The sequence below is a fragment of the Pasteurella oralis genome, from assembly GCF_002850605.1.
In the GTDB taxonomy this organism is placed as follows: Bacteria; Pseudomonadota; Gammaproteobacteria; order Enterobacterales; family Pasteurellaceae; genus Pasteurella; species Pasteurella oralis.
The window spans coordinates 90,248-103,966 of record NZ_NXGB01000003.1 but is presented as its reverse complement, the minus strand read 5'-3'; the positions used below and the strand labels follow the sequence as shown (position 1 = coordinate 103,966).

The 13,719-nt window shown below is 35.9% G+C and carries 16 protein-coding genes; 12 read left to right on the top strand and 4 right to left on the bottom strand.

Features of this window, described 5'->3' with window-relative positions:
* The first annotated feature begins 14 nt into the window (after positions 1–14).
* The 12 genes from C0975_RS04825 to C0975_RS04770 all read left to right on the top strand — a co-directional run bounded on the left by C0975_RS04825 (position 15) and on the right by C0975_RS04770 (position 10,338).
* On the top strand, positions 15–1,019 hold the full coding sequence (locus C0975_RS04825; protein ID WP_101775263.1) for a dihydroxyacetone kinase subunit DhaK: 1,005 nt from the start codon (positions 15–17) through the stop codon (positions 1,017–1,019).
* Between the two features lies 1 nt (position 1,020).
* The gene (dhaL, locus tag C0975_RS04820; protein ID WP_101775262.1) at positions 1,021–1,647 is read left to right on the top strand and encodes a dihydroxyacetone kinase subunit DhaL; all 627 of its coding nucleotides are present in this window, start codon (positions 1,021–1,023) and stop codon (positions 1,645–1,647) included.
* A gap of 156 nt (positions 1,648–1,803) precedes the next feature.
* Positions 1,804–2,655, top strand: a complete 852-nt coding sequence (locus C0975_RS04815; RefSeq protein ID WP_245853301.1) for a sugar phosphate isomerase/epimerase family protein — start codon at positions 1,804–1,806, stop codon at positions 2,653–2,655.
* A complete protein-coding gene (locus C0975_RS04810) occupies positions 2,652–3,605 on the top strand; it encodes a sugar-binding transcriptional regulator (protein ID WP_101775260.1) in 954 nt (317 codons plus the stop codon). Before C0975_RS04815 ends, C0975_RS04810 begins: the two co-directional genes overlap by 4 nt.
* A gap of 21 nt (positions 3,606–3,626) precedes the next feature.
* Positions 3,627–4,082, top strand: coding sequence for a ribose 5-phosphate isomerase B (rpiB, locus tag C0975_RS04805; RefSeq protein ID WP_101775259.1), 456 nt, complete (start codon positions 3,627–3,629; stop codon positions 4,080–4,082).
* Positions 4,083–4,132: 50 nt separating this feature from the next.
* Positions 4,133–5,110 carry a TRAP transporter substrate-binding protein gene (locus C0975_RS04800; protein WP_101775258.1) on the top strand — a complete coding sequence of 326 codons (978 nt, stop codon included), beginning with the start codon at positions 4,133–4,135 and terminating at the stop codon, positions 5,108–5,110.
* A 62-nt stretch (positions 5,111–5,172) separates the two neighbouring features.
* Positions 5,173–5,649, top strand: coding sequence for a TRAP transporter small permease (locus C0975_RS04795; protein ID WP_101775257.1), 477 nt, complete (start codon positions 5,173–5,175; stop codon positions 5,647–5,649).
* Positions 5,649–6,941: a TRAP transporter large permease gene (locus tag C0975_RS04790; RefSeq protein ID WP_101775256.1), complete on the top strand. Its 1,293-nt coding sequence runs from the start codon at positions 5,649–5,651 to the stop codon at positions 6,939–6,941. The genes C0975_RS04795 and C0975_RS04790 overlap by 1 nt, the downstream gene beginning before the upstream one ends.
* Positions 6,942–6,951: 10 nt before the next feature.
* Positions 6,952–7,623, top strand: coding sequence for a cyclase family protein (locus tag C0975_RS04785; protein WP_101775255.1), 672 nt, complete (start codon positions 6,952–6,954; stop codon positions 7,621–7,623).
* An 11-nt stretch (positions 7,624–7,634) separates the two neighbouring features.
* Complete coding sequence (gene tpiA / locus C0975_RS04780) at positions 7,635–8,684, top strand: triose-phosphate isomerase (RefSeq protein WP_101775254.1); 1,050 nt, start codon at positions 7,635–7,637, stop codon at positions 8,682–8,684.
* A gap of 33 nt (positions 8,685–8,717) precedes the next feature.
* Positions 8,718–9,671, top strand: coding sequence for a transaldolase (tal, locus tag C0975_RS04775; protein WP_101775253.1), 954 nt, complete (start codon positions 8,718–8,720; stop codon positions 9,669–9,671).
* Positions 9,672–9,918: 247 nt separating this feature from the next.
* Positions 9,919–10,338: a DUF417 family protein gene (locus C0975_RS04770; RefSeq protein ID WP_101775252.1), complete on the top strand. Its 420-nt coding sequence runs from the start codon at positions 9,919–9,921 to the stop codon at positions 10,336–10,338.
* 71 nt (positions 10,339–10,409) lie between these two features.
* Here C0975_RS04770 and lipA read toward each other — a convergent pair whose 3' ends face one another.
* From lipA to C0975_RS04750, 4 genes are all read right to left on the bottom strand, one after another.
* The gene (gene lipA / locus C0975_RS04765) at positions 10,410–11,372 is read right to left on the bottom strand and encodes a lipoyl synthase (RefSeq protein WP_101775251.1); all 963 of its coding nucleotides are present in this window, start codon (positions 11,370–11,372) and stop codon (positions 10,410–10,412) included.
* Positions 11,373–11,447: 75 nt separating this feature from the next.
* Positions 11,448–12,104: a lipoyl(octanoyl) transferase LipB gene (gene lipB / locus C0975_RS04760; RefSeq protein ID WP_101775250.1), complete on the bottom strand. Its 657-nt coding sequence runs from the start codon at positions 12,102–12,104 to the stop codon at positions 11,448–11,450.
* Positions 12,105–12,110: 6 nt separating this feature from the next.
* Positions 12,111–12,407, bottom strand: a complete 297-nt coding sequence (gene ybeD / locus C0975_RS04755; protein WP_101775249.1) for a DUF493 family protein YbeD — start codon at positions 12,405–12,407, stop codon at positions 12,111–12,113.
* 110 nt (positions 12,408–12,517) lie between these two features.
* Positions 12,518–13,702, bottom strand: a complete 1,185-nt coding sequence (locus tag C0975_RS04750) for a serine hydrolase (protein ID WP_101775248.1) — start codon at positions 13,700–13,702, stop codon at positions 12,518–12,520.
* Positions 13,703–13,719 lie beyond the last annotated feature (17 nt).

Below are 13,719 nucleotides of genomic sequence, written 5' to 3'. Positions count from 1 at the left end.
CTGAGGGTAACAAAATGACTAGAAAACCAAAAAAATTGCTCAATCATCCAAATGATGTACCAGCGGAACAATTAGAAGGTCTTTTATACGCTTGCGGTGGAAAACTGCTCAAAGTGGAAGGTTATAGCGGAGTAATTCGTCGTGATATCGACGATAAGCAAATCATCGTAGTAACTGGCGGAGGAAGTGGGCATGAACCTATGTTTGCTGGATTTGTCGGTAAAGGGCTAGCCGATGCAGCAGCCTTAGGCGAAATTTTTACCTCTCCATCACCAGACATTATCATTGAAACAACAAAAGCTGCTCAAAAAGGGCAAGGCGTGTTATTCGTGTATGGTAACTATGCTGGCGATAACATGAACTTTGATATTGCAGCGGAATTATTAGAAGAAGAAGGTATTCAAGTTAAAACAGTAAGAGTGACCGATGATATTTCTGCTGCGCCTCCTGAGAGAATGCAAGAACGACGCGGCGTAGCGGGCGATATGTATGTATTAAAAATTGCAGGTGCTGCTGTTGAAGCAGGTTATGATCTTGAAAAACTACATACTGTGACTACTAAAGCCAATTTTAATACACGCACAATGGGGGTAGCACTTGCTGCTTGTTCTATCCCACAAACAGGAAAATTCAATTTTGAGTTAGCCGATGATGAATTAGAACTTGGTATGGGGATTCATGGCGAAACAGGTGTAAGACGCCAAAAGTTAACAAGTGCAGATGAAATTAATCAGGAAATTGTTGAACGTATTTGTAACGATATTGGATTACATACTGGAGATCGTGTGTGTGTGACTATCAACAATCTCGGGGCAGCAACTTATACTGAATTGCTTATTGCCAATCGAAAAGTTCATCAAGAATTAGCCCAAAGAGGTATCCAAGTTTATGACACGCTAATTGGCTCTTACTGTACCTCACAGGAAATGGCAGGTTATTCTGTAACGCTTTTCCGTTTAGATGATGAGCTACAGAAACTATACGATTTACCTTGTGATGGCTTTGCATGGAGAAAATAAAATGAATGTAATCGAAACAAAAGCATTGTTGCTATATACCGCTGAAAAAATGATAGCAAGTGAACCAACTTTAACAGAGCTTGATTTAAAAATTGGCGATGGTGATCACGGTTTAGGTATGCTACGAGGCTTCACTGCGGTACAGGAACTTTTACAAAAGAGTGATTTTCAACCCAAAGATATTGGTGAATTATTTTTAAATGCAGGCACTAAAATGATGTCCAGTATGGGAGGTGCTTCAGGTGCTATTTTCGGTACATTATTTCGCGCAGGTGGTAAAGCAATTGCTGGTGAACAAGACTTCAATACATCAGTCCTTGCTCGATTTCTGACTGCTGGTGCTGACGCTGTATTTACACGCGGGGGAGCAAAACCAGGTGACAAAACGATGGTTGATGCTCTAGTTGCAGCACAAAAACAAGCTGAAAAAGTGGAACAAGATCCATTAAAAGTAGCGTTGACAAGTATTGCTAAAGCGGCCGCAGAAGGGGCTGAAAATACGCGTAACCAAGTTGCTGTTTTTGGGCGGGCTAAAAGCTTAGGAGAACGCTCATTAGGCTATGTGGATCCAGGGGCTGTATCCATGTCATTAATTCTCAAATATATGGCTGAATTTGTGAATCAATAAGTACATATCTGAGTGAAATATGTTTAATAAAATAAATATTTCACTCACAATTAATACAAAAAATGATTGCAAACTTTTATTGTGTTTTACAACAGTCTATCAGTCAATATAGCTGAATATGTATTATGTTGAAATTTGATGAATGGAATGAACGTGATGAATAACATGAAATTAGCAGTAAATACTTCTATTTATGATGGTTATGATTTAGATACGACACTCTCATCAATTAAGAAGTGCGGCTTTAATTTTTTTGAATTAGCCTACAATCAAGGTTATGTGAGTAATCTAAAAGAAGACTTATTTAGTCAAACAAATGCTGACTATATTCATTCATTAAAACAGAAGTATCAATTAAATACGCTAGCATTAGGTTGTACGATGGATTTAGCGACGGATAACTTAGATGTTATTTTTCTGCCACGTATTAAATTTGCTAATTTAATTGGTGCGCGATATATCAACGTTTGTACCGCCCAACTCATTAATAAAGATAAATTAATCAAAAATCTAATTTCGCTCAAACCATTATTAAAAGAATTTAATTGCATACTTTGTTTAGAAAATGCCGGGGATTATAACTTCAATGCGTTTACAACATTAAACGATGGAATTGAATTATTAGAAATATTAGGAACAGAATATTATGCATTAAATTTTGATCCTGGTAATATGATGACTTACCAACCTAATTTAGATGTAGTTTCGCAAGCAATTCAATCTATTACACATTGCTGTTATTTTCATATTAAAGATGTGATCACAGATCAAGATAAATTCCGTTTTGTACCAATTGGGCAAGGTGAAATCAATTACAAACCTATCATCGAGCAATTAATTAAAGAAACTATTCCTTGTAGCCTTGAAATACCATTACGTCTATATCGGGAATTGGATTCAACACCTAAAAAAACAACTGAAAAAATCCCATTAGAAGTGATAGAAAATACCTTAATAAAATCAAACGAATATATTAAAAATATTATAAAGGAACAAATAAAAAAATGAATGAAAAAGAAATGGACTTATTAACTGAAATCGCTATCTCTTATTACGAACATGAATTAACTCAAGAAGAAATTGCAAATAAATTTAATATTTCTCGTATTAAAACGGGACGATTGTTAAAAAAAGCGCGCCAAGAAGGAATAGTAGAAATTAATGTTAAATATCATCCAATATTTACCTCAAAATTAGAGAAACGCTTGATAGAAGAATTTGGTATTCAACGTGCATTAATTGCAGTAGATACCCCAAATGAAGATGAGCAGCGCAAACAAGTTGCTGCCTTAGTGAATGCATATTTATCAACAACATTAAAAGATGGAATGACAATTGCAGTGGGCCAAGGCAGAAATGTAGCGGCCGTCGGGGAATATGTAGGTGTTTTGCCAGAAAAAAATTGTAAGTTTATTTGTGGAATAGGAGGCACACATCGTATTGGTTCACCAATAGATGCTGACCATATTTGCCGTAATCTTGCACGTAAATTTAATGGAACTAATGAAACCTTATATTCACCCGCCTATTTAGAAAAACCCGAATTTAGAGATATTTTTTTACAAAATGGCGTCATAAAAGAAACCTTAGATAAAGCACGCAAAGCTGATATTGCTTTAGTCGGAATTGGCGACATGAATGAAAATAGCTATATGGTCCAATTAGGCTGGTTTACACCACAGGAAATTACTGCTGCACGCATGAATTTAGGCGTAGTAGGCGAAATTGCAGGCTATGGTTTTTTTAACTTTCAAGGCGAACCTGCAGATACAGTAATGAATGACAGAGTAATTGGTTTGAGCTTAGATGATTTACGAAATATACCTTGCGTCATCGGTATTGCTTCTGAAAATACCAAAGCAACCGCTATTCTAGGCGCACTAAGGACAGGAATTATTAATATCATTGCAACTACAGCAAGTAATATCAATACAATTTTAAGTTTAACTAAAAGTTAATAACTTAATAAGGAGCTAAACATGAAAATCGCCATTGGCTGTGACGATGCGGCTTACAATTTAAAAATGGAATTAATTCATTTTTTAAATTCACAAGGAATTGAATGTGATGATTTTGGTGCGGGTGCGGGTGATACCACATTGTATCCAAATGTTGCTGAGAAAGTGGCAGTTGCCGTTGCACAAGGTCAATACGACCGTGCAATCTTAACTTGTGGTACAGGCATAGGCATGTGTATTACCGCCAATAAAATTCCTGGCATTCGTGCTGCTGTTTGCCATGATGTTTTTTCAGCAGAACGTGCAAGAAAAAGTAACGATGCACAGATTATTTGTTTTGGCGAAAGAGTGATAGGTGTTGAATTAGCCAAGCTTTTATTAAAAACATGGTTAGCGTGCGATTTTGCAGGAGGAGGCTCTGCGCCTAAAGTCGCGCAAATTAATGAAATCGATTCTAAATATCATAGATCTATATAGATATTAGGATGTTAACAACTGTCTTTATCTCAACTAAAAGGGTGTGACTTATGAAAAAACGTAATCTTCTTTCTTCTGCAATAGCATTAACTTTATTTTCCAGCATGTCTATAGCAGCAGGTAACTATACATTTGCACTCAGCCATTATGGCTCACCAAGTGATACGGTGACAAAAGCAACAGAATTAATGGCAAAAAGAGCGCATGAATTATCAAATGGTCGTATTACTATAAAATTACATCCTAATAGTGAATTAGGAAACTCTGGCGCACAAATTGATGGGGTTCGTATGGGCACAATTGATATTGTTGTGGTCGGAAATCCTTACTATACCACCTTCAATGAGGAATTAAATTTATTAGATCTACCATTTTTATTCAGAGATGAAGCGCATGTTGAAAAAGTTTTAACAAGCGAAGTAGGAGAACATTTACTCGCCTCTTTTGAAAAAGTAGGACTAAAAGGTTTAGCTTTTTATGAAGTTGGATTTCGAGATATCACAAATAATAAACGCCCAATAAAAACAGTGAGTGACCTATCTCACTTAAAATTAAGAACCACACCTAATCCAGCGCATATCTCAGCGTTTAAAGAATGGGGCGTTAACCCAACACCAATGCCATTTAATGAAGTATATTTCTCTTTAAAAACTGGTGTCATAGACGGTCAAGAAAACCCAGTACATCATATCTACAATAATAATTTACAAGAAGTACAAAAATATCTTTCTCTGACACACCATGCTTATACCGCTGCACCGATGACGATGAATTTAGATACCTTTAATTCATTAGATAAAGAAACACAGCAAATTTTATTACAAGTGGCAAAAGAAGGTGCTGAATTAGAAAAATCGTTAAATATTGAAGAAAATAAAATATATCTTGGCAAATTAAAAGAACAAGGTATGGAAATTGAATATTCACCAGATACGGCGTCTTTCCAAGAAGGGGCGAAAAAAGCATGGAATGATTATGCTAAAAAATTTGGTGATAAATTAATTAATAAAACTGTTGAAACCAAGTAATAAATAAATGGCTAGTGATTAATATACTAAACACTAGCCATTTTAATATTCAAGAGGGAATTATGATTGAACGTTATAATAAATTTATCAATAATACTTTTCTTTCTTTAGGATGTATATTTTTTGCAATACTTGTCATAATGACTTTTACTCAAGTCATTACTCGCTATGTTATTAATATCTCCTTCCCTTGGGCTGAAGAGTTCTTACGATTTTGTTATACCTATATGATTATATTCGGAATTTTAACTACAACCCAGATCCAAGTTCCATTACTTAGAATAATGATTTTTGAGAAGTTTAAATTTGGCTGGATATTATCATCATTACTCTATTGTATTATGCTTGTTTGTCTTTTCTTACTTATTAAAGGTGGGATAAAACTTTATACAATGAATATTAATAGCTATTATTCTGCATTTAAAATTTCAATTTCTTGGGTTTATGTTCCCTTTATCATTTGCCTATCTTTAGAAGCGATCAGAATTATATTAGCCTTAATCGCATTAATTCAAACTAAAAAAGTGAGGGATTTATAATGTCATTCATCATTTTATTAGGAACAATGTTTTTATTAACTGTTTTAGGTTTACCTTTATTTTATAGTATTATTTTCGCTTCAATTGTCACGCTATTCTATTTTTTACCTAATATTCCAGTTACTATTGTTGCCCAACAAGTCATGCAAGGATTAGACACTAATGCACTACAAGCACTTGCTTTTTTCTTCCTTGCTGGAGAATTAATGAGTGTTGGCGGAATAACAAATCGCATTATTCGCTTTGTCACTTCAATTATTGGGCGTTGGAAAGGATCATTGGCTTATATTAATATTTTTTCTAGCTTATTTTTTGGCTCTATTAGTGGCTCAGCTGTTGCCTCTACAGCAGCAATTGGAAGCTCTCTCATCCCAGAAATGAAAAAACGAGGTTATCCAGCACCTTTTTCAGCGGCATTAACTCAATCTGCCTCAATTATTGGGCCTATCATTCCACCTAGTGTTCCTATGATTGTTTTTGCAGCATTAGCAGGAGCTGGCGTTTCCGTTGGAAAAATGTTTATGTCAGGTATTATTCCTGGCTTAATGATAGCGCTTACATTGATATTAATCACTTTCATTATTTCAAAAATAAAAGGTTATGGTAATAGTGCAGTTGAATTTAATCTTAAAGAAGTCAAAGAGAGCGCCAAAGATGCAGTTTGGGCATTACTTTGTCCAATTATTATCCTATATGGGATTATTTCAGGGATTTTCACAGCAACTGAAGCAGGAGCTGTTTCTGTTATTTATGCCTATTTAATTGGTACATTTGTTTATAAAGAGTTAAATCTTGAACGCTTAAAAAAAGCTTTCATTTCTTCTTTAAAAGGTACGATTACTGTTATGCTAATTGTAGGTGCATCTTCTATTTTTGCTTGGATGATAGCACGTCTGCAAATCAGTCATCAAGTTGCTAACTGGGTGTCTTCTGTCTGCGATAGTCCATTAGAAGCGTTGATATTAATTAATATTATTGTGCTTTTCATCGGGATGATAATGGATCCAACTGCCGCATTAACTATCCTTGTTCCAGTCTTCATGCCAATAGTCAATCAATTTGGTATTGCACCAGTTCACTTTGGTCTAGTGATTATTTTAAATCTGATGATTGGTTTAGTCACTCCGCCAGTAGGTTATTTAATCTTCCTATCGGCAAATATTGCAGAATGTGAACCGATTAAAGTGTTAAAAGAAAGTATTCCCTTCTTATTATCATTATTAGGTTTACTCGTACTACTCATTCTGGTCCCAGAATTTAGTACGTTCCTACCAGATTTATTATTTAAATAAGGAGTAAATAATGAGTAATTGGATAGATTTATCAATGCCAATTTGTACTAACCATGTTCGTTGGCAAACTCATATTGAGAAAAAAGGCAATTTCGATGCAGGCGATTTATTTGAGGCAACACAATTACAAGTTTCTTGTCATGCTTTTACGCATATGGACGCGCTTAGTCATATTCAGCAAAATGCTTACAATATTTTAGATATCTCGCCTGATGTGTATATTGGATTATTTCATGTATTAGATTTATCTGAACAAATTCAAGATAACTTTGCCATTACAGCAGAAATATTAGAGTCAATTTGGCCAAAAGAGAATGTCGAGCGAATTATTTTCAAAACATGTTGGGATACCCATTATCATTATAATACTACTGATTTTTGGGGAAAATCGCCTTATATCACAGAAGATGGCGCAAAGTATTTATCTGAAAAAAACTTAAAGTTAGTCACATTTGATTTCCCTCAAGACTACCCTATTCGAGCATGGTTACATAATACGATAGAAAAACCCTTATCGAAGCATGTTACTCATCAACATTTATTATTAAAAGGTGTGACTTTAGTAGAATATATTTGTAATACAAATAAAATTACGAGTACACGTGTAGAAGGGTTAATGTTACCAATAGCAATTGAAAATGCGGATGGTGCGCCTTGTCGAGTTTTGGTCAAAAATCTTTAAGGGGTTAGATTATGTCTAAAAAAATTTATTTTGGCACTAATTTAAAAATGTATAAAGGTAATAACGATACGATTGACTATTTATCACAACTATCTCAAGTCAGACAGCAACTTGAATCAGAATATGCTATTGAGTTATTTGTTATCCCATCTTATGTTGCATTAAAAGATGCTGTCATGACTGTCGCCAATCATTCGGACAAGCATAAAATTATGATTGGTGCTCAAAATATGAATCCTCATGATAAAGGGCAATTTACAGGCGAAATTTCCCCAATAATGTTAAAGGAGCTAGGTGTTCAATTAGTCATGATTGGACATTCTGAGCGACGCCACATTTTTAATGAAACGGATCAGGAAGAAAATGAGAAAGTCGTCGCAGCGTTAAAGCATGGTTTTAAGACATTGTTATGTATTGGAGAAACTCTAGCGCAAAAAAACACTGACACCGCCAATGAAGTGCTGAGAACACAATTAAAAGTTGGTTTACAATCTGTGCCGAGTAAAGCTTTAGAAAATTTATGGATTGCTTATGAACCAGTTTGGGCAATCGGTGAAAACGGCATACCTGCTACATCAGAATATGCAAATGAGAAACATGGTGTCATTAAGCAATGCCTGTTTGAGCTGTTTGGTGAAGCAAGTCAAAAAATACCTGTTTTATATGGTGGCAGTGTTAATTTAGAAAATACTAAGGAGTTAATCATTCAACCTAATATTGATGGATTATTTGTGGGACGTAGTGCTTGGGATGCCCAAAATTTCCACCTATTAATCAACAGCGCATTAAACACCTTATCAAATAAAAACATTAGCAACGCATTTACGGATATTGCGAGCCAATTAATAAAACAACTCGGTGGTTCCACAAATATCAGTGCACTAAGCCATTGTGCTAGCCGCATACATGTCATCATTAATAATGAAAGTCATATAAATAAACCTGCTATTGAAAAAATAAATGGCGTAAATGGATTATTTTCCATCGCAAATCAATACCAAATCATTGTTGGACCTAAATCAGTAGAAAACATTTATTGTGAAATGAAAAGACTACTCTAGCATCTAATCTATACTTATTAAATGAGGAAAACTATGACCACACAACTTGATTCTCTACGTAATATGACGGTTGTTGTTGCCGATACTGGTGATATCGAAGCAATCAAAACATATCAACCAGAAGATGCCACAACTAATCCATCTTTAATTTTAAGTGCTTCCGCACTGCCACAATATGCCCCTTTAATTGATGAAGCGATTGCCTATGCAAAAGCAAAAAGTGACTGCCCAGAACAACAATTAATCGATGCAGAAGATAAATTAGCCGTGAATATTGGTTTAGAAATCTTAAAAATTGTACCGGGACGCATTTCAACTGAAGTGGACGCACGCCTTTCTTATGATACCGACGCCACAATTGAAAAAGCGAAAAAATTAATCGCACTTTATAACGAAGCAGGGATTGCCAATGAGCGTATCCTGATCAAAATCGCCTCCACTTGGCAAGGTATCCGTGCAGCAGAAGCGCTTGAAAAACAAGGAATTAACTGTAACTTAACGCTGTTATTCTCTGAAGCTCAGGCACGTGCTTGTGCTGAAGCAGGAGTGTATTTAATTTCGCCTTTCGTGGGTCGTATTCTAGATTGGTATAAAGCGAACGGTGATAAAAAAGATTATGCGCCAGCGGAAGATCCGGGTGTGATTTCCGTGACGAAAATTTACAATTACTATAAACAACATGGTTATAATACTATCGTGATGGGTGCGAGTTTCCGTAATGTAGGTGAAATTACAGAGTTAGCAGGTTGCGACCGTTTAACTATTGCGCCAGCATTGTTAAAAGAATTACAAGAAAATACCAGTCCATTGGTGCGTAAATTAAGCTACACTGGTGAGGTGAAAGCCAAACCAACGCCATTAACTGAAGCGGAATTCTACTGGCAGCACAATAGTGATGCGATGGCAGTGGAAAAATTGGCTGATGGAATCCGTAAATTTGCTGCTGACCAAGAAAAATTAGAAGCCATGTTGTTAGCAAAATTTTAACCCGTCATCATAAACATTTCATTAGGTAATATAGTCCTAAATACCGTGAAATTGTGAATGATAAAGGAAAAGAATAATTTCCTACCAAGGACTTAAACAAATAGATACCTGTACTCAAATAGATACAGGTATTTTTATTTACGCCGAAAATGTTTCAGCATTAAATTCGAAATAATTTTGTAAGAGATATGTCATTGCTTCGTCTAACTTATTGCTGTTTTATTCTATTATCATTGAGGAAAGCAATATGAAAACATGGCGTCAAAAATTTCAACAGTCAGAAATTGATATCGTTGTGCTGCGTCTGACCGTAATTATTCTGTTTTTTGTTTTTGGTAACACGAAATGGTTTGAATTCGAAGTCGAGGGGCTGAAACCAATTATCGCAAATAGTTGGTTAAATTTTTTGTATGACTTATTAGGTTTTCATAATACAAGCTATTTACTAGGCGTAGTTGAGACTATTGCTTATGTGAGTTTAGCAATGGGCTTTAGTCGACCTAAAGTCGGTTTGCTAGGTAGCTTTTTAGTTTTTATTACTGCTGTTGTCACGGTAAGTTTATTGCCACAACTCGGTTTTAATGGCTTTATTTTCAAAGATATTTTATTAATCGGCATGGCATTAGTACTATTTAAATATGATTTAAATCGTGCTTATCCAATCTAGTAATTTTTGCAAATCACTACTAATGAAAAATGGAAAGTTTTTATACTTTCCATTTTTTCTAGCCTAATAAGTTACTTCACAATTTCACCTTTAGCCTGTAGATCGGCATGATAAGATGAGCGCACAAATGGTCCACAAGCTGCATGCTCAAAGCCCATAGCCTGTGCTTTATCACGAAACTCATCAAACTCTATTGGTGGTACATAACGCGCAACAGGCAAATGATGGCGGCTTGGTTGCAAGTATTGCCCCAATGTTAACATCGTCACGCCATTTTTACGCAGATCCTGCATCACTTCTAAGATTTCTTCATTAGTTTCACCCAGCCCAACCATCAAACCTGATTTTGTCGGAATATGGGGGAACATTGCCTTAAAGTCATGCAATAACTTTAATGACCATTCATAATCGGCGCCAGGTCTAATTTCACGATATAAACGTGGTACATTTTCTAAATTATGATTGAATACATCAGGCGGATTATCTTTTAACTTATCTAGTGCCTGCTCAATTCGTCCACGGAAATCAGGTACTAAAATTTCTATTTTAATATCTGGATTAAGCTGTCGGATTTCCTTAACACATTCTGCAAAATGTCCTGCACCACGATCAGGCAAATCGTCACGATCCACTGAAGTGATCACAACATAGCGCAACTTCATATCTTGAATAGTTTCCGCTAATTTACGTGGTTCTTCTGGATCAGGGGGCAATGGTTTACCATGTGCCACATCACAGAATGGACAACGGCGCGTACAAATCGCACCTAAAATCATAAAAGTCGCAGTACCATGATTAAAACATTCATGTAAATTTGGGCAAGACGCTTCTTCACATACAGAATGCAAACCATGGCGGCGCATGCCATTTTTAATACTATTAATTTTTGCCGAATTCGCTGGCAGCTTAATTTTCATCCATTCAGGCTTTTTTAATAGCTCTTGATCAGGATCGATATTCTTTACTGGGATAATGGACGTTTTAGCAGCATCACGATATTTCACGCCACGTTCCATTTTAAAAGGTGTGCCCATTTGACTTCCTTACTCCAATCACGCTATCTGAAAAGTGCGGTCAGTTTTCGCAAAATTTCAAATTTCGTTGAGATGTTAAAATTTTGTTGCATTATATCCTAATAATTGGGCAAAGTGTGCAACTAATTTTGGTGCAACTTGCTCACAAGTTGCTTCAGCTGGCTGAATAAAATCAGCGAGTTGACACATTTCTAATCCCGCATAACCACAAGGATTAATGAAATGAAAAGGCGACAAATCCATATTGATATTCAGTGCTAACCCATGAAAAGAGCATCCTTTACGAATGCGTAGACCAAGTGAGCAAATCTTCTTTTCATCAATATAAACGCCTGGCGCATCAGGCTTGGCATAGGCTTTAAGTCCATAATCTGCTAATGTTTGTACCACGGTCTGTTCAAGTGCGGTAACTAATTGACGTACATTCAGCTCATTACCTAATGCCTTTTGGCGCTTAATATCAATTAGCACGTACATGACTTGCTGACCCGGTCCATGATAAGTGATCTGTCCACCACGATCGGATTGTACAACAGGGATTGCCGTTTGTTGGAGAAGGTGTTCCGCTTTACCTGCTTGCCCTTGTGTAAACACAGGCAAGTGTTGTACTAACCAAATTTCATCGGGTGTTTGTACATCACGTTGATCAGTAAAACGTTGCATGTTATGCCAAATGTCTTGGTAGTGCTGTACACCTAATTGACGAACGATAAGTTCTGTTTGTTTTACCATTCGCTGTTATAACACCATTCTTACGCCATTAATGTTGGCTAGTTGTTCATATAAGGTTTCTACTTGCTCAATATTTTCTGCCACAATATCAATTGAAACAGAATTATAGGTACCTTTACTGCTTACTTGTTCACGCGGATTATAATCACCTTTAGCATATTTTTGCACTACAGCAACAATATCATCCACTAAATCGTTACGATTACTCCCAACAACTTTAAAAGTGAATGTACATGGAAACGCTAAAAGATCTTTTAGTTTTGCTTGCGGAAGGTCATTAAGCTGTACTGTTTTTTCTGTCATTTCAATATCCTAAAATTAACCAAAATGTAACCGCACTTTTAAGCTATTCACTTAAAGTGCGGTCATAAAAATATCCAATTTATTTATTACAAGATAAGGACGAAATTGAATTAATCAAACAGACTTTTTACTGTTAATACTAACCAATCCCACGCATTACCAAAAATGCCACCTTCTTGTACTTCTTGCATCACTTGTAAATCGACTTTTGCCACATCTTTACCATCGAGCTGATACACCACCTGCCCAACAATTTGTCCTTTAGCCAATGGTGCTTTTAAATATTTTGAATGCAGCTCATAACGCGCTTTTAAATCTGTTTGTCTTCCTTTCGGAATAGTAATAAAACCATCTTGCAGCACACCTAATGCAACATTACTATTGTTGCCATAGTACACGGATTGGTCGGAAACCGCTTTACCTGCTTCAAGTGTTTTGAAAGTTTCAAAATTTGCAAATCCCCACTGTAAAAGTTTCTTAGTTTCAACCTCGCGACCCTTAATGGTTGGCACACCCATTACTACAGAAATCAAACGCATGTTATTCCCATTCACTGCGGAAGTAACTAAGTTGTAACCTGCTTTATCAGTATGACCTGTTTTAATACCGTCAACTTGTAAAGTTTTATCCCAAAGCAGACCATTGCGATTATTCTGTTTAATCTTATTAAAAGTAAAGTCTTTTTCTGCATAAATACGGTATTCTTCTGGTAAATCACGAATTAAATGCGCACCAATAAGTGCCATATCTCGTGCCGAAGAATATTGGTTATCATCATCTAAACCATGTACTGTGGTGAAATGAGTATTTTTTAAACCAAATTGTGCTACATATTTGTTCATTACATTAACAAACGCTGGTACTGAACCAGCAACATGCTCTGCAACAGCCACTGAAGCATCATTGCCTGACACAATAATCACACCACGATTTAAATCAGCAACAGAAACTTGCTGATTTAAATTTAAGAACATTTTAGAAGAGCCAGGAAAATTTTTACCCCACGCACTCTCGCCAATGGTTACCATATCTGTATTACTGATTTTGCCTTGCTTTAACGCATCTCCTACCACATAGCTGGTCATCATTTTTGTTAATGAAGCAGGATATTGACGTTGATCTGGATTTAATGAGGCAAGTACCGCGCCAGAATTATAATCCATCAAAATAAATGTCTGTGCATTTAATTGCGGCGCACCAATCCCATAGTCAATATCTTGTGCAACGACATTTGATGCAACAAATAAACTTACAATAAGTGTAACCTGCGTTCTCTTTACGACTTTTTTAAACATACTGTCAGTATCCTGAT

Bases quoted from the DNA above. Each gene is read 5' to 3' on its own strand.
- C0975_RS04825 (WP_101775263.1), top strand. From the start codon at position 15: ATGACTAGAAAACCAAAAAAATTGCTCAATCATCCAAATGATGTACCA.
- dhaL (WP_101775262.1), top strand. From the start codon at position 1,021: ATGAATGTAATCGAAACAAAAGCATTGTTGCTATATACCGCTGAAAAA.
- C0975_RS04815 (WP_245853301.1), top strand. From the start codon at position 1,804: ATGAATAACATGAAATTAGCAGTAAATACTTCTATTTATGATGGTTAT.
- C0975_RS04810 (WP_101775260.1), top strand. From the start codon at position 2,652: ATGAATGAAAAAGAAATGGACTTATTAACTGAAATCGCTATCTCTTAT.
- rpiB (WP_101775259.1), top strand. From the start codon at position 3,627: ATGAAAATCGCCATTGGCTGTGACGATGCGGCTTACAATTTAAAAATG.
- C0975_RS04800 (WP_101775258.1), top strand. From the start codon at position 4,133: ATGAAAAAACGTAATCTTCTTTCTTCTGCAATAGCATTAACTTTATTT.
- C0975_RS04795 (WP_101775257.1), top strand. From the start codon at position 5,173: ATGATTGAACGTTATAATAAATTTATCAATAATACTTTTCTTTCTTTA.
- C0975_RS04790 (WP_101775256.1), top strand. From the start codon at position 5,649: ATGTCATTCATCATTTTATTAGGAACAATGTTTTTATTAACTGTTTTA.
- C0975_RS04785 (WP_101775255.1), top strand. From the start codon at position 6,952: ATGAGTAATTGGATAGATTTATCAATGCCAATTTGTACTAACCATGTT.
- tpiA (WP_101775254.1), top strand. From the start codon at position 7,635: ATGTCTAAAAAAATTTATTTTGGCACTAATTTAAAAATGTATAAAGGT.
- tal (WP_101775253.1), top strand. From the start codon at position 8,718: ATGACCACACAACTTGATTCTCTACGTAATATGACGGTTGTTGTTGCC.
- C0975_RS04770 (WP_101775252.1), top strand. From the start codon at position 9,919: ATGAAAACATGGCGTCAAAAATTTCAACAGTCAGAAATTGATATCGTT.
- lipA (WP_101775251.1), bottom strand. From the start codon at position 11,372: ATGGGCACACCTTTTAAAATGGAACGTGGCGTGAAATATCGTGATGCT.
- lipB (WP_101775250.1), bottom strand. From the start codon at position 12,104: ATGGTAAAACAAACAGAACTTATCGTTCGTCAATTAGGTGTACAGCAC.
- ybeD (WP_101775249.1), bottom strand. From the start codon at position 12,407: ATGACAGAAAAAACAGTACAGCTTAATGACCTTCCGCAAGCAAAACTA.
- C0975_RS04750 (WP_101775248.1), bottom strand. From the start codon at position 13,702: ATGTTTAAAAAAGTCGTAAAGAGAACGCAGGTTACACTTATTGTAAGT.